This is a genomic window from Psychrobacillus mangrovi (genome assembly GCF_037104765.1).
Lineage (GTDB): Bacteria > Bacillota > Bacilli > Bacillales_A > Planococcaceae > Psychrobacillus > Psychrobacillus mangrovi.
In genome coordinates this window covers 580,081-599,049 of sequence record NZ_JBAWSY010000001.1, presented here as the reverse complement: position 1 = coordinate 599,049, position 18,969 = coordinate 580,081, and the positions used below count along the sequence as shown (strand labels likewise).

General features: G+C 36.8%; 18 protein-coding genes. 17 read left to right on the top strand and 1 reads right to left on the bottom strand.

The window, feature by feature from the left end; all coding sequences use genetic code 11:
- The first annotated feature begins 2 nt into the window (after positions 1–2).
- From pknB to spoVM, 5 genes are read left to right on the top strand one after another with little or no spacing between them, the layout of a single operon-like run.
- A complete protein-coding gene (gene pknB / locus WAX74_RS02980; protein WP_336496154.1) occupies positions 3–2,006 on the top strand; it encodes a Stk1 family PASTA domain-containing Ser/Thr kinase in 2,004 nt (667 codons plus the stop codon).
- Between the two features lie 11 nt (positions 2,007–2,017).
- Positions 2,018–2,899 (top strand): ribosome small subunit-dependent GTPase A, encoded by an 882-nt coding sequence (gene rsgA, locus WAX74_RS02975; protein WP_336496153.1) that lies wholly within the window; start codon positions 2,018–2,020, stop codon positions 2,897–2,899.
- A 3-nt stretch (positions 2,900–2,902) separates the two neighbouring features.
- Positions 2,903–3,571, top strand: a complete 669-nt coding sequence (gene rpe, locus WAX74_RS02970) for a ribulose-phosphate 3-epimerase (protein WP_336496152.1) — start codon at positions 2,903–2,905, stop codon at positions 3,569–3,571.
- Entirely contained in the window at positions 3,568–4,224 is a 657-nt protein-coding gene (locus WAX74_RS02965; RefSeq protein ID WP_336496151.1) for a thiamine diphosphokinase, read from the top strand. Before rpe ends, WAX74_RS02965 begins: the two co-directional genes overlap by 4 nt.
- Before the next feature lie 16 nt (positions 4,225–4,240).
- A complete protein-coding gene (spoVM, locus tag WAX74_RS20955; RefSeq protein WP_156316786.1) occupies positions 4,241–4,333 on the top strand; it encodes a stage V sporulation protein SpoVM in 93 nt (30 codons plus the stop codon).
- Positions 4,334–4,419: 86 nt separating this feature from the next.
- Here the strand turns inward: spoVM and rpmB are convergent, their stop codons facing one another.
- Positions 4,420–4,608 (bottom strand): 50S ribosomal protein L28, encoded by a 189-nt coding sequence (rpmB, locus tag WAX74_RS02960; RefSeq protein WP_093263405.1) that lies wholly within the window; start codon positions 4,606–4,608, stop codon positions 4,420–4,422.
- Positions 4,609–4,921: 313 nt separating this feature from the next.
- Between rpmB and WAX74_RS02955 the strand changes: the two genes are divergently transcribed.
- From WAX74_RS02955 to smc, 12 genes are all read left to right on the top strand, one after another.
- Complete coding sequence (locus WAX74_RS02955; RefSeq protein WP_053590015.1) at positions 4,922–5,284, top strand: Asp23/Gls24 family envelope stress response protein; 363 nt, start codon at positions 4,922–4,924, stop codon at positions 5,282–5,284.
- 16 nt (positions 5,285–5,300) lie between these two features.
- A complete protein-coding gene (locus tag WAX74_RS02950; RefSeq protein ID WP_336496150.1) occupies positions 5,301–6,956 on the top strand; it encodes a DAK2 domain-containing protein in 1,656 nt (551 codons plus the stop codon).
- Positions 6,957–7,159: 203 nt separating this feature from the next.
- Positions 7,160–7,822: an L-serine ammonia-lyase, iron-sulfur-dependent subunit beta gene (sdaAB, locus tag WAX74_RS02945; RefSeq protein WP_336496149.1), complete on the top strand. Its 663-nt coding sequence runs from the start codon at positions 7,160–7,162 to the stop codon at positions 7,820–7,822.
- Positions 7,823–7,834: 12 nt separating this feature from the next.
- Positions 7,835–8,734: an L-serine ammonia-lyase, iron-sulfur-dependent, subunit alpha gene (gene sdaAA, locus WAX74_RS02940; protein WP_336496148.1), complete on the top strand. Its 900-nt coding sequence runs from the start codon at positions 7,835–7,837 to the stop codon at positions 8,732–8,734.
- Positions 8,724–10,772, top strand: a complete 2,049-nt coding sequence (gene recG / locus WAX74_RS02935) for an ATP-dependent DNA helicase RecG (protein WP_336496147.1) — start codon at positions 8,724–8,726, stop codon at positions 10,770–10,772. The genes sdaAA and recG overlap by 11 nt, the downstream gene beginning before the upstream one ends.
- 95 nt (positions 10,773–10,867) lie before the next feature.
- Positions 10,868–11,434, top strand: a complete 567-nt coding sequence (fapR, locus tag WAX74_RS02930) for a transcription factor FapR (protein ID WP_336496146.1) — start codon at positions 10,868–10,870, stop codon at positions 11,432–11,434.
- Between the two features lie 15 nt (positions 11,435–11,449).
- Positions 11,450–12,445: a phosphate acyltransferase PlsX gene (gene plsX / locus WAX74_RS02925; RefSeq protein WP_336496145.1), complete on the top strand. Its 996-nt coding sequence runs from the start codon at positions 11,450–11,452 to the stop codon at positions 12,443–12,445.
- Positions 12,438–13,388 carry an ACP S-malonyltransferase gene (gene fabD / locus WAX74_RS02920; RefSeq protein WP_336496144.1) on the top strand — a complete coding sequence of 317 codons (951 nt, stop codon included), beginning with the start codon at positions 12,438–12,440 and terminating at the stop codon, positions 13,386–13,388. Before plsX ends, fabD begins: the two co-directional genes overlap by 8 nt.
- Entirely contained in the window at positions 13,381–14,127 is a 747-nt protein-coding gene (gene fabG, locus WAX74_RS02915) for a 3-oxoacyl-[acyl-carrier-protein] reductase (RefSeq protein ID WP_336496143.1), read from the top strand. Before fabD ends, fabG begins: the two co-directional genes overlap by 8 nt.
- Positions 14,128–14,284: 157 nt before the next feature.
- Entirely contained in the window at positions 14,285–14,521 is a 237-nt protein-coding gene (gene acpP / locus WAX74_RS02910) for an acyl carrier protein (protein WP_053590007.1), read from the top strand.
- Positions 14,522–14,654: 133 nt separating this feature from the next.
- On the top strand, positions 14,655–15,404 hold the full coding sequence (gene rnc / locus WAX74_RS02905) for a ribonuclease III (RefSeq protein ID WP_336496142.1): 750 nt from the start codon (positions 14,655–14,657) through the stop codon (positions 15,402–15,404).
- Positions 15,405–15,406: 2 nt separating this feature from the next.
- Positions 15,407–18,961, top strand: coding sequence for a chromosome segregation protein SMC (gene smc, locus WAX74_RS02900; RefSeq protein ID WP_336496141.1), 3,555 nt, complete (start codon positions 15,407–15,409; stop codon positions 18,959–18,961).
- Positions 18,962–18,969 lie beyond the last annotated feature (8 nt).

Below are 18,969 nucleotides of genomic sequence, written 5' to 3'. Positions count from 1 at the left end.
GGATGTTAATTGGAAAACGAATTAGTGGCAGGTATAAGTTGCTAGAAATGATTGGTGGCGGAGGTATGTCTCACGTTTATTTAGCGCATGATATGATTTTAGATCGTGATGTTGCCATTAAAGTGCTACGTTATGATTTTTCTAACGAAGAGGAATTACGCCGTCGATTTCAACGCGAAGCATTATCTGCAACAAGCCTCACACACCCTAACATTGTGAATATATACGATGTAGGTGAAGATGAAGATATTCACTACATCGTGATGGAGTATGTTAAAGGTGAAACATTAAAACAATACATACAACGTAACGCACCTGTTTCTCCTGCGAGAACAATAACGATCATGAGACAGCTAACATCTGCAATTGCGATTGCTCATAACAATCATATTATTCATCGAGATATTAAACCACAAAATATCTTATTGGATGAAGAAGGTAAAGTGAAAGTAACTGACTTTGGTATTGCCATGGCATTAAGCGCTACTTCCTATACACAAACGAATTCAGTACTTGGAACAGTGCATTATTTATCGCCTGAACAAGCTCGTGGTGGAACAGCAACAAACCGTTCGGATATTTATGCATTGGGGATTGTCCTATTTGAACTTTTAACTGGACAACTTCCTTTTTCAGGAGAATCAGCAGTTTCCATTGCATTAAAGCATTTGCAAGCAGAAACTCCATCTATTCGTTCTATCATACCGTCTATACCACAAAGCCTAGAGAATGTGGTACTTAAAGCAACTGCTAAAGATCCAAACAATCGCTATAACACCGCAGAAGAAATGGAAGAAGATTTAGCAACTGCTTTGTCACCAGAAAGAGCTGGTGAAGAAAAATTTGCAATAGCCGTCGATAATGACGCAACTAAGGTTTTACCTGTTATTAAGGAACCTGTGCCTTTTCAAGAGGTTGAGGAGACGAAAAAGATTCCTGTTACACCGAACAAGTTGGACAAGGATGTTCCAAAGAAAAAGATAAAAAAGTGGAAAATTGTAGCTGGGGTTATAGCAGGTGTGCTACTACTAGCATTATTATTTTTCATTCTCTTCCCGGGTGTATTTAAACCAGATAAAGTAGAAGTACCTGATGTTGCAAATCTAAATGTACAAGCTGCAATTGAACAATTGGAAGCAGAAGGTTTCGCAGTAGGTGAAGAAATATTAGAGTTTTCAGATGAGGTGGAAGAAGGGAATGTTATTCGAACCTCACCAGAAGCAGGTAAGCTGCGCGAAAAAGAAACGAAAATTGATTTGTTCATATCATCAGGAAAAGAAAGTTCTGAAATTGCCGATTATAGAGGGAGAAATATTAATCAAGTCACTGAATTACTTCAAAATCAAGAGTTACGTTCCATTAAACCTGAAGAACAATTTTCAGAAAAGCCAATTGGGGAAATTATCGGACAAGATCCACCACCAGGCACTGAAATTATCCCATCTGAAACAGATTTAGTGTTTACTGTTAGCAAAGGACTAGACTTACGTTCAATAAGCGACTTAACAGATTGGAATGAAAAAGCATTAAAAGATTATGAGAAATCTTCTGGTTTTAAAATAAAAATAGCAGATTCGAAGTATTCGGATACCATCCAAAAAGGTAATGTGATTAGTCAACAACCTCAAGCGAACAAAAGAGTGGCCCCTGGAAGTACAATAGAAGTTGTAGTCTCAGATGGACCAAAACCTGCATCTACAAAATTGGTAGTTAAAACGGTAACAATACCTTACGAGCCTCCAAAACCTGAAGAAGGTGATGGTGGTGAAGAAGGGGAGAATGAAGAAAATGTAGAGCAGACCGCTCCTGAAGAACAAGTTGTAAAAATTTATGTACAAGATAAAACACGTACTATGGCCGTTCCGATTGAAGAGTTCGTATTAACTGAAACGGTAGAAAGACATATTAAACTAGAAATAAGTGAAGGGCAAAAAGCTGCATACCGAGTAGAAGTTGGTAACACCGTATTTGCTCAAGAAACGATTGATTATAAGGATGTAAAATAGGGAGGTAACGGATGCCAACGGGTCAAATTAGAAAAGCATTAAGTGGATTTTACTATGTTTATGACAATGGACAATTAATAACTTGTCGAGGAAGAGGCGTATTTCGCAATAGAGGAGAATCACCGTTAGTAGGAGATATCGTTGACTATAAAGTAGAAGGTGAGAATGACGGAACAATTACGGTCATTCATGAACGAAAAAATAGTCTCGTTCGTCCGCCTATTTCCAATATTGATCAAGCAATTTTAGTTTTTTCTGTGAAGGAGCCAGATTTTAATACAATCTTATTAGATCGTTTTTTAGTTGTATTGGAGTCATTTCATATCGAACCGATTATTTGTTTAACAAAAAGTGATTTATTAGATGAAAAGATGGAAAAAACAATCTCACAGTATATAAAAGAATATGAACAAATAGGCTATAAGGTTTTAATGACGTTTAAAGATGACCCACAATTTGACGATAAAATTACTCCTTTATTAGAAGGAAAGACTACAGTGCTTGCTGGACAATCTGGTGTAGGTAAGTCTACTCTTTTAAATACAATTTTACCTGCACTTAATCTAAAGACAGGCGTAATTTCGGATGCTTTAGGACGTGGTAAGCATACGACAAGACATGTGGAACTTATAGAGGTATGTGGTGGCTTACTCGCCGATACTCCTGGTTTTAGCTCATTTGAGTTTGAATTAATGGAAAAAGAAGAGCTTTCTAGTTGTTTTCCAGAGTTTGTAGAAATTCAAGATGAGTGTAAGTTTAGAGCCTGTTTGCATGTAAATGAACCAAAATGCGCAGTAAAAAATGCAGTGGAAATAGGTAGCATTAAAGATTATCGATATAAACATTACCTACAATTTTTTAATGAAATAGTGGAAAGAAAGCCGAGGTACTAAATTATGGTTAAAATTGCCCCATCCATATTAGCAGCTAATTTTGCAAAGCTGGGAGAAGAAGTGTTAGAAGTAGAAAAAGCAGGTGCTGAACTTATCCATATAGATGTAATGGATGGTCATTTTGTTCCGAATATAACTATGGGACCAATTGTAGTGGAAGCACTACGACCTTTAACGAAGCTCCCTTTAGATGTACATTTAATGATAGAGAATGCAGATCAATATATTGAGTCATTTGCAAAAGCAGGTGCAGATTATATTACAGTTCATGTTGAAGCTTCTCCGCATTTACATCGTACAATTCAGTTGATTCGTTCTTTTGGAGTGAAACCGGGAGTAGTGTTAAATCCGCATACTCCGATTGAATCGATTCAACATGTTTTAGAGGATATAGATATGGTTTTATTTATGACAGTAAATCCAGGCTTTGGAGGTCAAAAATTTATCCATTCTGTTGTTCCTAAAGTAAAACAATTGGCTGATATCGTGAAAGAAAGAAACTTAGCGATTGAAATCGAGATTGATGGCGGCATAAATGAAGAAACAATTATTCCTTGCGTAGAGGCAGGGGCTACGATATTTGTAGCAGGTTCTGCCATCTATAATGCTGCTGACAAAGGAAAGGCTCTACAAGCGATAAAAGAAGCCGGTTTAAGTGTAGCGGTAAAATGAAAACGGTTATTGTTTGCTCAGGAGGTCCAGTAGAGGAAGTTGTTGATTTTAAACAACTTCCTTTTTCCAAAGAAGATACTTTTTTTATCGGAGCTGATCGCGGAGCTCTTCATTTATTAACAAATGGAATAACGCCACATGAAATAATAGGTGATTTCGATTCTTTAAAAGAAGAAGAATTTCATTTATTAGAATCAATGGTTCAAAAAGTTACAATATTGCAAGCGGAGAAAGATGAAACAGATACACATATAGCAATCCTTCGCGCTTTAGAATATAAACCGGATAACATTATATTAACAGCGGTTACCGGTGGAAGACTGGATCATTATGAAGCAGTTTTACATGATATGATCCGCTTTCAAATGAAGCATCCAGAAATTGTTTTCTACATACGTAATAAGCAAAATATTATTCGTTTTTTATTACCTGGAACATATGAAATTAAACCTGATCAACATTTTAAATATATTTCATTCTTTTCATACGGTGAAACAGTTAAAAATATATCTCTCAGAGGCTTTCTGTATGAAGTTACCAAAGAAAATATCTCCTTTGGCAATTCAAAATTTACTAGTAATGAAGTAAGTGGACGAATTGGTACTATCTCTTTTACCGCTGGCATATGTTTAATGATAAGAAGCAGCGACTAAAAGGGAGGAATTGTGTGTGAAGGTCTACACATTTAGATTGCCTAAATCAGTAAGTAGTTTTGTGAGAGTTTGCATTCGCATGTTTAAGAAAGAAGAAGTCAAGAAATAACAGATGACAGACGCCATGTCTTCTGGAGAAGAAAAGAAAAAATGCCAGGTCGACTGTTGTCGGCCTGGCATTAATTATGAGTACGATTAAACGCGCTCAATTTTTCCTGATTTCAAAGCTCTAGCAGAAACCCAAACACGTTTAGGTTTACCGTCTACAAGAATGCGGACCTTTTGAAGGTTTGCCCCCCATGTACGCTTGTTAGCGTTCATTGCGTGAGAACGAGCATTACCAGAACGAGCTTTACGCCCAGTGATTGCACATACTTTTGGCATTATATTTCCTCCTTTAAAAAAGAAGCTGAAAGATTTTTCAGTTCGATATTTCACATACTTTAATAATTTACCACAGACTAATATGAAGTGCAAGCATATCAAGAAAAAAACCTTTACAGTATATTTGCGTTAGACATCAATTTGTAACGCACAAAAAAAGTTTTTCTTTATCAAAAGCAAGACGTTTTTTGCCTATCTTTTCTTATTACCCTATAATATAGGGAAGATATGATAAATAGCAAACGCTCTCTTTTATAATTTTGAACGGTGTAGTACAATAAAGGATAGTCAAAAAGACTTGGGAGGTTTCATCATGTCAATTGAATTGAAAAATGAATTCGGACAAATTGATATATCGCAAGATGCAGTTGCACAAATTGCAGGCGGAGCCGCTATAGAGTGTTACGGAATAGTTGGTATGGCATCTAAGCATCAAATTAGAGATGGATTGACAGACATATTAAGAAAAGAAAATTTTACAAAAGGTGTTATAGTAAGACAAGAAAAAGAAGACTTACATATTGATATGTATATTATTGTTAGTTACGGAACAAAAATTTCGGAAATAGCTTATCAAGTGCAATCAAAAGTGAAATATACACTAAACAAATCTCTTGGTATGTCAGTGAAATCCGTAAATGTATATGTACAAGGAGTTCGCGTGGCAAGCGTGTGAATAAGGAGAGAAAACAATGAATTCAATTAATGGTATACAGTTTGCAGATATGGTGAAAATGGGTGCTCATCACCTTTTTCAAAACGCAGATTATGTAGATGCTTTAAATGTTTTTCCAGTTCCAGACGGAGACACAGGTACGAATATGAACTTATCGATGACTTCTGGAGCAAAGGAAACAGCAGCTCACACTGTAGAACATATTGGGAAAACAGCTCAAGCATTATCTAAAGGATTACTTATGGGAGCTAGAGGTAATTCAGGGGTTATTCTTTCACAATTATTCCGAGGATTTGGGAAATCAGTGGAGCAATCTTCTACACTAGATGCTAAACAATTCGCTGAAGCCTTAAATTATGGGGTAGAAACAGCATATAAAGCAGTTATGAAGCCAGTGGAAGGTACTATTTTAACTGTTGCGAAGGACTCTGCTAAAAAAGCAGTAGAAGTGAGCGAAACAGAAGAAGATATTCGTTTGTTAATGGAAGCGATTGTAGTAGAGGCAAAAGCTTCTTTAAATAGAACTCCTGATTTACTACCGGTTCTTAAAGAAGTAGGGGTAGTAGATAGTGGTGGTCAAGGCCTTGTTTTTGTATATGAAGGATTTTTAGCAAGCTTGAAAGGTGAAGCGTTACCGGAGAAAACAGTTACGTCATCAATGGATGATTTAGTAAGTGCAGAGCACCATAAAAATATTCAAGGATTCATGGATACTTCAGAAATTGAATTCGGTTTCTGTACTGAATTCATGGTTCGTTTTGAAGATGGTAAAAAAGCATTTGATGAAACTTCCTTCCGGAATGATTTAAGTTCTTTTGGTGATTCATTATTAGTAATTTCAGACGACGAAATTGCCAAAATCCATATCCACTCTGAAACGCCAGGTGAAGTACTGACATATGGTCAACAATATGGTGATTTGATAAAAATCAAAATCGAAAACATGCGTCAGCAACATACAGATATTGTTGGTGAAGGATACTCAAAAGAAGCCCCAGCCAAAAAAGCAGAGGTTCATCCTTATGCAGTCGTAACAGTTGCAATGGGCGAAGGGATATCAGATCTTTTAAAAAGCCTAGGAGCTTCCGCAGTAATTGAAGGCGGACAAACTATGAACCCTTCAACTGAAGATATTGTAAAAGCAATCGAAGCTGTTGGAGCAGAACGTGTCTTAATCTTGCCGAACAATAAAAATATTATTATGGCTGCAGAACAAGCAGCAGAGGTATTAGGTATTGAAGCAGCAGTTGTACCAACAAAAACACTTCCTCAAGGAATGGCTGCTATTTTAGCATTCAATCCACAAGCTACTGTGGAAGAAAATAAAGTACAGATGACTGAAGCTTTTTCTCATGTTAAAACAGGCCAAGTTACTTTCGCTGTTCGCGATACGTCAATTGATGGGGTGGACATTAAGAAAGATGATTTCATGGCACTGGCAGAAGGAAAGATTATTCTTTCTAATCCTTCAAGAGAAGAGGCAGCGACAAAGCTGGCACAAACGTTAATCGATGAGGAAGCAGAAATCGTAACTATTATTTACGGTGAAGATGTAACCGAAGAAGAGGCAACGAAATTTGCAGCTTATATTGAAGAGCGATTCGAAGATGTAGAAATTGAATTATATAACGGAAAACAACCTTTATATCCGTATATTTTATCAGTTGAATAGTAAGATGCCACGAGGATAGAAATTTAAATTTCCTCGTGGTTTTTTATTTGGTATTATTTGCTAGCTAATTCAATTTCTGATAAACCTGTTGCAGTAGTGTATACCTTACTACTCACACTATTTTCTCTTAATCTTCTAACCTTTGTTTAAAATGTTCATTCAGTGTAAAATAAGAATTAAATAATATATTGGAGGTCTATGCAATGAAGTTCAAATCCGTTTTTGACATTATTGGACCTGTTATGATTGGACCATCTTCTTCCCATACTGCAGGAGCAGCACGTATAGGAAGAGTAGCAAGAGATTTATTTGGAAAGCAACCTACATGGGCCAGAATACATTTATATGGTTCATTCGCAGAGACCTATAAAGGGCATGGAACAGACGTAGCGATTATTGGTGGGTTGCTTGACTATGATACATTTGATGAGCGTATAAAAACTGCTTTCGAAGATGCAAAAAAGGTTGGCATGACATTTGAGTTTATACCAGAATCAGCCCATACGGAGCATCCTAATACCGCTCGAATAGTGATTGGTGATGGTACACAGGAGATGTCAATGGTTGGGATTTCTATTGGTGGCGGTAAAACAGAAATAACAGAGTTAAATGGTTTCCCACTTCGCTTATCTGGTAATTTAGCTGCAATTTTAGTAGTGCATGAAGACCGTTCAGGTTGTATTGCAAATGTGGCAAATTGTCTCGCGAAATATGATATTAATATAGGTCATATGGAAGTTTCTCGTAAAGAAAAAGGAAATATGGCATTAATGGTTATTGAAGTGGACCAGAATGTGGATGCCAATATACTTGCGGAATTATCTACATTACCTAATATTACGCAAGTTACTAGAATAGCGGACTAAGGAGGAAGACAAATGGATGTTTTATTTCGTAATGTTCGTGAATTGGTTGATTTAGCTAATAAAGAACAAAAACTGATTTCAGAAATCATGATTGAACAAGAGATCTTAATAACAGATCGCACACGAGAAGAAATAATGGCTCAAATGGATCGTAATTTGACTGTTATGGAAGAAGCGGTTGAAAAAGGCTTGAATGGAGTTCGTTCAACGTCCGGCTTAACAGGTGGAGATGCGGTACTTCTTCAAAACTATTTACAAAAAGGTAACACTTTATCTGGAGAATTAATGTTAGATGCAGTTAGTAAAGCAGTCGCAACGAATGAAGTTAATGCAGCCATGGGAACTATCTGTGCAACTCCTACTGCTGGTTCTGCTGGCGTTGTACCAGGAACTTTATTTGCAGTGAAAAACAAGTTAAACCCTACGAGAGAGCAAATGATTGGTTATTTATTCACAGCAGGTGCTTTTGGTTTTGTGGTGGCTAACAATGCTTCTATTTCTGGAGCGGCAGGTGGCTGCCAGGCAGAGGTTGGATCAGCAGCAGGTATGGCAGCAGCTGCAATCGTTGAAATGGCGGGAGGAACACCTCAACAATGCTCTGAAGCTTTTGCAATCACCCTTAAAAACATGCTCGGCTTAGTGTGTGATCCTGTTGCAGGGCTTGTGGAAGTTCCATGTGTAAAACGTAATGCAATGGGTGCTTCTAACTCATTAGTTGCAGCAGATATGGCGCTTGCAGGTGTGACGAGTCGGATTCCATGTGATGAAGTAATAGATGCGATGTATAAAATTGGCCAAACGATGCCAACTGCCTTAAAAGAAACAGCTCGAGGCGGACTAGCAGCAACTCCTACTGGAAAATGGTTAGAATCAAAAATTTTTGGTGGGGCAGTAGTTAATAGTGGAAACTAAAAGGGATGAGTTAGTTACTTCCTTAAAAGGAGTGGGAAGTGGTACAGCTAACGCATTGCAAGAACTAGGGATCATCACATTAGAAGATTTGGTTATGACTTTTCCTTATCGCCATGAAGACTTTCGATTAAAGAACTTAGCGGAAACCGCTCACAATGAACGAGTAACAGTAGAAGGAAGGGTCGAGAGTGAGCCTTCTCTTCTTTTTTTAGGTAAAAACAAATCAAGATTACAAGTCCGTTTATTAGCAGGACAACATCTTATTAAAGCAGTTTTTTTTAATCAAGCGTATTTAAAAACGAAAATTATACCAGGCTCAGTCATTACAGTTACCGGAAAATGGGATAGAGGAAGACAAGTGATAAATGTTTCTACCTTTTCGGCAGGCCCTAAGACAGATCAACAAGATTTTGAACCTGTCTATTCGCTTAAAGGTACTATTAGCCAAAAGACTTTTAGAAAATTTATGAGGCAAGCATTAGATGAGGTAAATGGATACCTAGTAGATGTCTTGCCTAAATCTATTAGAGAGACCTATCGTTTACCGGATATTTCGTCTGCATTGGAAGGAATTCATTTTCCGCAAAATGCAGAGCATTCAAAAGATGCGAGAAGACGCTTTGTTTATGAAGAATTATTAATTTTTCAGTTAAAAATGCAAGCGATAAAGAAAGCTCGAAAGGAACAGAATGTTGGTAATAGCGTTGCATTCAATAACGATTTGGTTAAAAAGCTTATTGAATCTTTACCATATGAATTGACCGATGCACAAAAAAGAGTTGTCAACGAAATTTGTCGAGACTTAAAAGAACCTTATCGGATGAATCGACTATTACAAGGGGATGTAGGCTCTGGGAAAACGGTTGTTGCAGCTATTTGCTTATATGCAGCAATTACTGCAGGTTATCAAGGGGCACTTATGGCTCCTACCGAAATATTAGCAGAACAACATGCTAGCTCTTTGGATGATTGGCTTACTCCAATAGGAGTAAAAATTGCTTTACTGACAGGTTCTACAAAAGCGAAGGCTCGTCGAGTAGTACTAGAAAATTTAGAAGCTGGTAATATTGATTTATTAATAGGAACTCATGCTTTAATTCAGCCTGACGTCTCATTTAAAAATTTGGGATTAGTCATTACAGATGAGCAGCATCGATTTGGAGTCGAACAACGTAGAGTATTGAAAGAAAAAGGCGAAGACCCAGATGTATTATTTATGACAGCAACTCCAATACCCCGAACATTGGCGATTACAGCGTTTGGAGAAATGGATGTATCTGTTATAGATGAAATGCCGGCTGGACGAAAAAAAATTGAGACTCATTGGATGAAGCAAGATCAATTGCACAAACTAATAGTCCGTTTAAAAAAAGAATTAGCTAATGGTAGACAGGCTTATATTATCTGTCCGCTCATTGAAGAGTCAGAAAAACTAGACGTCCAAAATGCAGTAGATGTATACAATATGATGGCTACTGATTTAGGGAAAGACTATTCAGTAGGTTTGATGCATGGTCGCCTTCATCCTTACGAAAAAGAGCAAGTGATGAGAGATTTCTCAGAAGGAAAAGTACAAGTACTTGTCTCAACAACAGTTGTGGAAGTTGGAGTAAATGTACCAAATGCAACCTTTATGATTATTTTAGATGCAGAGCGATTTGGCCTAGCGCAACTTCACCAACTTAGAGGGCGTGTCGGGCGAGGAGAGCACCAATCGTACTGTATTCTACTAGCTGATCCTAAATCAGAAGAAGGAAAAGAACGTATGATTTCAATGACGGAAACGAATGATGGTTTTGCTCTAGCTGAAAAGGACTTAGAATTACGTGGTCCTGGTGACTTTTTCGGTAGAAAGCAAAGTGGGTTGCCAGAATTCAAAGTAGCGGATCTTGTACATGATTATCGTGCACTTAATACAGCAAAAGTGGATGCAGAAAGTTTGTTGAATTCTGATTCTTTTTGGCAGTCGGAAGAAATGGAAGGTCTAAGAAATATTTTAATAAATTCAAAAGCGTTAGATGGTGAGCGCATTGACTAAGAGAATGCAGGAAGGAATGCAAATCAATTCTTGCATTCTTTTTTTAATATTTATATACTGATATTAGTACCAAGTGCTAAAATGGTGGTGATTGGATGAAATACACAAAAAAAGATAGACAGAAGTTACTACTTAATACGTTAGAGAAGAACCCATTTATCACGGATGAAAACTTAGCTTCTACATTTAATGTGAGTGTGCAAACAATCCGTCTGGATCGAATGGAGTTAGCCATTCCGGAATTACGTGAGCGAATAAAATCTGTAGCAGCACATAATTTTGAAGAAGAAGTGAAATCACTTCCGATTGACGAAGTAATTGGTGAAATAATCGATATCGATTTAGATAAACAAGCGATTTCTTTATTGGATATTACAAAAGACCATGTGTTTGCAAGAAATGGAATAGCTAGAGGACATCATTTATTTGCGCAAGCTAATTCATTGGCAGTTGCAGTCATAAATGATGAATTAGCTCTTACAAGAAAATCTACCATTACATTTGTGAAGCCTGTTAAAGAAGGTGACAGAGTGATTGCAAAGGCAGTAGTAGTTTCATGTGATATGGAAATAAACACTACGCTTATTGAAGTAACGAGTAAAGTGGAGAATGACACTGTTTTTGTAGGCCAATTCAGCATGTATAGAGTGACAAAGTCTTAAATAAGGTGATGACATATGAAAATTTCTATTGATGCAATGGGTGGAGACAATGCCCCACATGAAATAGTAAAGGGTGTATATGAAGCGTTACACACTTTTGAAGATCTGCATATTCAGTTATACGGGGACGAGGAAAAACTGTCTTCTTTAGTAACCGCCCATGATCGATTACAAGTGATACATACGGATGAGATTATTGAAGGTACGGATGAACCAGTACGAGCTGTCCGGAAAAAGAAAAATTCTTCGATGGTTAAAATGGCAGAGTCTGTGAAAAACGGAGAAGTGGATGCATGTGTTTCAGCAGGGAATACAGGTGCTTTGATGGCTGCAGGTTTGTTTGTGGTTGGTCGTATTGATCAAGTCGATCGTCCAGCACTTGCTCCTACTTTGCCAACTTTGGATGGTAAAGGGTTTGTTATGCTTGATTTGGGAGCAAACTCGGATGCAAAACCCGAACACTTGGAACAGTTTGCCGTTATGGGGAGTGTTTATGCCGAAAAAGTTCGAGGTATTAAAAATCCACGAGTTGGACTTTTAAATATTGGTACAGAAGAGAAAAAAGGAAATGAACTAACAAAAGCGACATTCGATCTATTAAAAGAAGCACCAATTAATTTTGTTGGGAACGTGGAATCTAGAGATCTTCTAAATGGTGTTGCGGACGTTGTTGTGACAGATGGATTTACCGGTAATATGGTATTAAAAACAATTGAAGGAACAGCTTCTGGAATATTTACTTTGTTAAAAGAGGCATTTAATACCTCCACGAAAACAAAAATTTCTGCCCTTCTAGTAAAAGGCCAGTTAAAAGAGTTAAAAGGGAAGTTAGACTATTCCGAGTATGGGGGAGCAGGATTATTTGGTTTAAAAGCTCCTGTCATTAAAGCACATGGTTCTTCTAATGCAAATGCAATTTTTCATGCTATTAGACAAGCTAGAACGATGGTAGAACATGATGTATGTGGAATTATTCAAAGTACTTTACGAAAGGAATTGCCAAATGACTAAAATCGCATTTATTTTCCCAGGACAAGGTTCACAGTCTGTTGGAATGGGTCAACAATTTATTGAAATTGATCACCAAAGCAAAAAGTATTATGAGGTAGCAGATGAAGTTTTAGGCTTTTCTCTATCCAATATTATGTTAGAAGGACCTACTGAAGAATTGACAAAAACGTTTCATGCGCAGCCCGCTTTACTTACTACTAGTACAATGATAGCTAAAAAATTAACAGATGCTGGTATTTCTCCTGATTATACAGCCGGTCATAGCTTAGGGGAATATTCTGCATTGGTTGCTTCGAATGTAATGAGTTTTGAGGAAGCTGTTTTATTGGTGCACCAAAGAGGCTTATATATGAATGAAGCTGTCCCTGCAGGCGAAGGCGCAATGGCGGCTATTTTAGGGTTAGATAAAGAAGCGTTAACGGAAGTGACGAATGAAGTTTCTAATAGTGGTGAAATTGTCCAAGTTGCCAATTTGAACTGTCCAGGTCAAATCGTTATATCCGGAACTGTTGCTGGTGTTGAGACAGCTTCAGCTAAAGCAAAAGAAGTCGGAGCGAAAAGAGCGATACCACTAGTTGTAAGTGGACCATTCCATTCAGAGCTAATGCGACCGGCTGCACAAAAATTAGATTCCGCAATTTTGGCTATCACGTTAAATGATACGAAAACTCCGGTTATTTCTAATGTCACAGCACTTCCTGTTACTGAGGCTTCAAGAATAAAAAACTTATTGGTAGAGCAACTTTATTCTCCAGTTCGTTGGGAAGAATCAGTGGAGAAAATGATTGAGCTTGGTGTAAATGTATTTATCGAATGTGGCCCTGGAAAAGTACTTAGCGGCTTAGTGAAAAAAATCGATCGCTCTGTAACGACTTATTGCGTGTATGATGAAGCATCATTGCAACAAGTTATTTCAGAATTAGGAGAGGTTATGAATGGGTAAATTAGATGGCAAATCTGCAATTGTAACTGGAGCATCACGTGGAATTGGGAAAGACATTGCTCTTTATCTTGCAAAAGAAGGCGCAAAAGTAGCAGTTAACTATAGCGGTAGTAAAGAAAAAGCGGAAGCAGTTGTAGAGGAAATTAAATCATTTGGTGGGGAAGCATTTACGATTCAAGCGAATGTTGATCAAGCCGAAGACGTACAAAATTTAATTAGTGCTACATTAGAAAATTTTGGTTCTATCGATATTTTAATAAATAATGCTGGGATTACAAGAGATAATCTTTTAATGCGCATGAAGGAACAAGAATGGGATGATGTTCTTGATACAAACTTAAAAGGTGTCTTTCTTTGTACAAAAGCAGTTACTCGTCAGATGATGAAGCAAAGAAAAGGGCGTATTATCAACATTACTTCCATCGTTGGGGTTTCTGGAAATCCTGGTCAAGCAAACTATGTTGCAGCTAAGGCAGGTGTTATAGGATTAACCAAATCTACTGCACTAGAGCTAGCTAGCCGAAATATTACAGTAAACTCTGTTGCTCCAGGTTTTATTACAACCGATATGACAGATGCTCTTCCAGAAGAAGTGAAAACTCAAATGTTAAGTCAGATTCCACTAGCTAAGTTTGGAAACACGGAAGATATCGCTAAAGCTGTTGCGTTTTTAGCTTCGGATGATGCGAATTATATTACTGGTCAAACATTGCATGTTAATGGCGGAATGTATATGTAATCTTTCAGACTCATGAAAGCCGCTCGCATTCGTGGTCCTACTTTTTGCCTCGAATAACAAACGTTTTCATTCCGTCTGAAATAATATTCATTAATACTTAAATACTCTTTCAATAGGATGAAGTTTTTTGTATAATCATTGAGGGGAGGTGACAAATTTGTCAACAGTATTAGAACGCGTAACGAAAGTAATCGTGGATCGTCTAGGTGTAGATGAAAGCGAAGTAAAATTAGAAGCATCTTTCCGTGATGATTTAGGTGCTGACTCTCTTGATGTAGTAGAATTAGTTATGGAACTTGAAGATGAGTTCGATATGGAAATTTCAGATGAAGATGCTGAAAACATTTCAACTGTAGGTAGTGCAGTTAGCTATATTGAAAGTAAACAAGCTTAATTTCAATAACATCGGAGACGTTCTACTCATTCCTCGAGAATAGAGATAGAACGTCTCTATTTCTTTTGCACAAAGCTATAGAAACAGGTAAACTTAAACAGATAGATCCATAAGCAAGAAAGGCAGATAATTCATGAGAAAAAGTACGCATACGAAAAAATCGATTTTCCCTGAAAGTGTTAAAGAACATTTTAATCTCTTTCAACAACATTTTGATATTCATTTCGATAATCCAACACTATTGTATCAAGCCTTTACGCATTCATCTTATGTGAATGAGCATCGACGGAAGTTTTTTACCGATAATGAAAGACTAGAGTTTCTAGGAGACGCTGTTTTAGAATTGTCTGTTTCTCAATATTTATTTCAACAATATATGGGGATGAGCGAGGGAGAACTTACAAAACTTCGCGCAGCAATAGTTTGCGAGCCATCGCTTGTATTGTTTGCCAATGAACTGAACTTTGGAAAATATGTGTTGCTAGGAAAAGGAGAAGAATTGACAGGTGGACGTGAAAGACCTGCACTCCTTGCAGACGTTTTTGAAGCATTTATCGGTGCATTATACTTAGATAAGGGACTTGCAACAGTGATTTCATTTTTAGAAAAAATTGTTTTCCCTAAAATCGAACTCGGTGCTTTTTCGCATGTGATGGATTATAAAAGTCAATTACAAGAAATTATTCAGCAACAAAATAATGGAACGTTAAATTATGAAATTGTGGAGGAAAAAGGTCCTGCACATAATCGTACATTCGTTTCTCGTGTTGTGTTAAATACAAATGAACTAGGTATAGGAAAAGGACGCTCGAAAAAAGAAGCGGAACAACAAGCAGCAAGATTAGCAATAATTGCATTAAGGGATCATGAACGGGAGGAATAAATTTGTTCCTTAAACGATTAGAAATAATAGGTTTTAAGTCATTTGCGGACCGGATTGGAATCGATTTTGTTCCAGGTGTTACGGCAGTAGTAGGTCCAAATGGTAGTGGAAAAAGTAATGTAACCGACGCAATTAGATGGGTATTAGGAGAGCAATCTGCTAAATCGTTGCGTGGGTCCAAAATGGAAGATGTAATTTTTGCGGGAAGTGACTCCAGAAAAGCATTAAATTTTGCAGAAGTCACGTTAATATTGGATAATTCGGATCACCGAGTTGCTTTAGACTTTGCCGAAATTAGTGTCACTAGAAGAGTATTTCGTTCTGGAGATAGCGAATATCTACTAAATAAACAAACATGCAGATTAAAGGATATTACAGATCTTTTTATGGATTCTGGTCTTGGAAAAGAAGCTTTTTCTATTATTTCTCAGGGTCGAGTAGATGAAATTTTAAATAGTCGCCCAGAAGATAGAAGAACAATATTCGAAGAAACTGCTGGAGTACTAAAATACAAACAACGTAAGAAGAAAGCAGAATTTAAACTGATAGAGACAGACGACAATTTAAATCGTGTACTGGATATTTTACATGAGTTAGATAGTCGAATGGAACCTCTACAAATACAATCATCGCTTGCTTCGGATTATTTAAGAATGTCCGAAGAATTAAAAGATATTGAGATTGCTGTTATTGCACATGATTTAAGATTGTTTGTTCAGCAAAGTGCTGAATTACATACGAAACTTCAAACACTTGATGAAACTAAACGAGCTCTTCAACTACAAATAAATGAAGTTGAGTCAACTATACAAGCAGACAGAAGAAAAATGTCTGATATAGATGAAAGTTTAGATACAAATCAAAGTGAGCTAGTAGAAACAAGTTCAGAGTTAGAGCGATTAGAAGGTAGAAAGCTTTTACTTGCAGAGAAAAAACAAAATGCAAGTCAACAAATTTCCCAGTTAAAAAGAGCATTAGAAGAAGAAAGAGAAAAGCTGGGAATACTCGAGAGACAACTGAAAGATAATGACGGATCTAAAACAGAAAAACAAGTTTTGCTAAAAGAACTTCGCGCCAAAAAGTTGCAAATTGACAAAGTCTTAAGTAAATCCGCTTCTGAAGTAGAAGAAGAAATTGAGGATTTAAAAAGCACTTATATCGATTTATTAAATGAAGAAGCTACCATGAAAAATGAAATGAAACATATGGAGCAGCAACTTCAATTTGAACTCGTTTCTTCTGAAAAAATGATGGAAGATTATCGTGAGATTAAAGAAGAACTAGAGAAACTATCTAAACGCAAAACTGAATTAGAATCGTTACTTGCTATATGTCAAAAAGAATTAGAACAGAAACTGTCAGATTTTAAAACTAAACGTGAAACAGCTGATCAGCTTGAGCGCGGGTTTGAAGAACAACAGACGATGCTTCAAAAGGCATATCAAATGAAGCATCAAATGCAAGCAAGAAAAGATTCTTTAGAAGAATTAGAATCAGAGTTTTCGGGCTTTTTCCAAGGCGTTAAAGAAATATTGATTGCAAGAGATAAAAAAGAATTACACGGTATTCATGGTGCGGTAGCAGAGCTGATTCAAATTCCGCATACTTATATGAATGCAATAGATACTGCAATTGGACAACAATCACAGCATATTATTACAGATTCCAGTCAAGACGCGCGTTTAGCTATTGAATGGTTGAAAAAGAAGCGAGTAGGAAGAGCAACATTTCTACCGCTTCAAGTAATGAAATCACGTAAGGTAAATGAGCAAACTTTAGCGATGATTAAGGACCACCCTTCTTTTGTTAATACGGCAGATAAGCTAGTGAATTACAGTGATGGCTACCAAATTATTGTAGAAAATTTGCTAGGAAATATTATTATTGCAAAAGATTTAAAGGGTGCGAATGAAATGGCATCCCGTCTTCAATATAAATTTCGCTTTGTAACATTAGATGGTGACGTTGTGAATGCAGGAGGTTCACTCACTGGTGGTTCTGTAAAACAGCAGTCCTCATTATTTACTCGTAAAGTGGAGCTAGAACAGCTAAATGATAAATTAGTAGAATTGGAAAAGACGGTACTTCAAGCAGAAAAATCTGTTTCCTCTAAAAAGCAAGAAGTGCAAAAGTTACGATTAGAATTGGAAGAAACACGTCTTCTTGGTGAAAATTTAAGAGGAGAAGAACTTAAATTACTTTCAGAAACAAGAGAATGTACTGCTATTATTTCAAGAATTACGAGTCAATTACTTGAATATGATGAAGAGAAAATGGAAAAAGGTAACTTGCATGATGATTTAGTCCGTAAAAAAGAACAAACTTCCTCAAGAAGTGCGGAGATAAAAGAGTCATTAGCTACTATCCAAACATCGATTGATCAGCTACAAGTTTTAAAACTTCAATCGATTGAAGAAAAAGATAAATTTCAAAATGAGCTTGGTGAGTTGTTATCACAGATCGCTGTAGTTAATGAACAAGTCACCCAACAAGAAAAAGAAAAAGTTCAAATTACAAATTCGATTCAAGTTAGCACTCAAAAAATAGATACTTTAGAAAAAGAAATTACCTGGTATGAAAATGATGATCGAGAAGGTCCGACAGACGATGAATTAAGTGACCTTATTACAAAATACAAATTGTCAAAAGATCAATTAATCGAACAAATACAATTAGGAAAAAGCAACAGGGTAGAACTTTCCCAAAACATTAATAAAGCTGAAAACAGGCTCAAAGAGCTTCAACAACAAGCTGGGCTACTGACAAATGAAGAGCGTTCCTTTGAAATTAGACAAAGTAAACTGGAAGTAGAGATGAACACGCTATACAATCACTTAGAAGAAACATATGAGCTGACACTTGAAGAAGCTGAACGTGACTTCCCTTTTGAAATGGAAGAACAATTGGCTCGCAAAAAAGTCACCTTATTAAAACGATCTATTGAAGAGCTTGGTCCGATTAATCTTGGGTCTATTCAAGAATTTGAACAAGTGAGTGAACGACACTCCTTTTTAACAGAACAAAGGGAAGACTTGCTTTCCGCTCAAGAAACTTTGCATGAAGTGATCAGAGAAATGGATGAAGAAATGACCATTCGATTCGAAACAACATTCAAAGAGATACAGTCTCATTTTAGAGTTGTTTTCCGTGAACTGTTTGGTGGGGGTCAAGCTGATTTAGTCTTGACTGATCCTACTTCCTTACTTGATACAGGGATAGACATTATCGCACAACCACCTGGGAAAAAACTGCAAAACCTTACTCTTTTGTCAGGAGGAGAGCGTGCGCTTACTGCAATTGCCTTATTATTTGCTATCCTACACACTCGTCCTGTACCATTCTGTATACTGGATGAGGTAGAAGCAGCCTTAGATGAGGCTAATGTGGCTCGTTATAGCAACTATTTAAAGAAATTTAGTCACGATACGCAATTTATTGTGATTACTCATCGAAAAGGAACAATGGAAGGTGCAGACGTACTATATGGTATTACGATGCAAGAGTCGGGTATTTCAAAATTAGTTTCTGTTAAATTGGAAGAAGAATTAGTAACTTAAAAAGGAGC

What these genes read in the sequence shown, in the direction of transcription:
- pknB (WP_336496154.1), top strand. Translation starts at nt 3, where the DNA reads ATGTTAATTGGAAAACGAATTAGTGGCAGGTATAAGTTGCTAGAAATG.
- rsgA (WP_336496153.1), top strand. Translation starts at nt 2,018, where the DNA reads ATGCCAACGGGTCAAATTAGAAAAGCATTAAGTGGATTTTACTATGTT.
- rpe (WP_336496152.1), top strand. Translation starts at nt 2,903, where the DNA reads ATGGTTAAAATTGCCCCATCCATATTAGCAGCTAATTTTGCAAAGCTG.
- WAX74_RS02965 (WP_336496151.1), top strand. Translation starts at nt 3,568, where the DNA reads ATGAAAACGGTTATTGTTTGCTCAGGAGGTCCAGTAGAGGAAGTTGTT.
- rpmB (WP_093263405.1), bottom strand. Translation starts at nt 4,608, where the DNA reads ATGCCAAAAGTATGTGCAATCACTGGGCGTAAAGCTCGTTCTGGTAAT.
- WAX74_RS02955 (WP_053590015.1), top strand. Translation starts at nt 4,922, where the DNA reads ATGTCAATTGAATTGAAAAATGAATTCGGACAAATTGATATATCGCAA.
- WAX74_RS02950 (WP_336496150.1), top strand. Translation starts at nt 5,301, where the DNA reads ATGAATTCAATTAATGGTATACAGTTTGCAGATATGGTGAAAATGGGT.
- sdaAB (WP_336496149.1), top strand. Translation starts at nt 7,160, where the DNA reads ATGAAGTTCAAATCCGTTTTTGACATTATTGGACCTGTTATGATTGGA.
- sdaAA (WP_336496148.1), top strand. Translation starts at nt 7,835, where the DNA reads ATGGATGTTTTATTTCGTAATGTTCGTGAATTGGTTGATTTAGCTAAT.
- fapR (WP_336496146.1), top strand. Translation starts at nt 10,868, where the DNA reads ATGAAATACACAAAAAAAGATAGACAGAAGTTACTACTTAATACGTTA.
- plsX (WP_336496145.1), top strand. Translation starts at nt 11,450, where the DNA reads ATGAAAATTTCTATTGATGCAATGGGTGGAGACAATGCCCCACATGAA.
- fabD (WP_336496144.1), top strand. Translation starts at nt 12,438, where the DNA reads ATGACTAAAATCGCATTTATTTTCCCAGGACAAGGTTCACAGTCTGTT.
- fabG (WP_336496143.1), top strand. Translation starts at nt 13,381, where the DNA reads ATGGGTAAATTAGATGGCAAATCTGCAATTGTAACTGGAGCATCACGT.
- rnc (WP_336496142.1), top strand. Translation starts at nt 14,655, where the DNA reads ATGAGAAAAAGTACGCATACGAAAAAATCGATTTTCCCTGAAAGTGTT.